The sequence below is a fragment of the Flavobacterium microcysteis genome, from assembly GCF_006385255.1.
Classification (GTDB): Bacteria; Bacteroidota; Bacteroidia; order Flavobacteriales; family Flavobacteriaceae; genus Flavobacterium; species Flavobacterium microcysteis.
Map to the genome: position 1 here is coordinate 1 of NZ_VFJE01000007.1, position 243 is coordinate 243.

Here is a 243-nt window from a genome sequence, read left to right on the forward strand (position 1 = left end):
AGCATACTCAAGTGGTTAGTGTGACCGATACTCAGGCTCCTGCATTCGTTGGAACATTGCCTGCTGCCGAACTGGCTGCGTCTTGCGACAATATCCCGGCTGCGGCTACGCTTACTGCAACTGATGCTTGCGGAACTGCAACCGTAACTTTTGCAGAGACTAGAACTGACGGTGCTTGTGCCGGAAGCTATACATTGACAAGAAAATGGACTGCTACTGACCTATGCGGTAATACTGCCGAGC

Annotated in this window: 1 protein-coding gene; it reads left to right on the forward strand. The window is 51.4% G+C overall.

Annotated elements, in window-relative coordinates; genetic code table 11:
- The coding region (locus FJA49_RS18240) for an HYR-like domain-containing protein (RefSeq protein WP_158629415.1) at positions 1-243 on the forward strand (243 nt) is incomplete at both ends.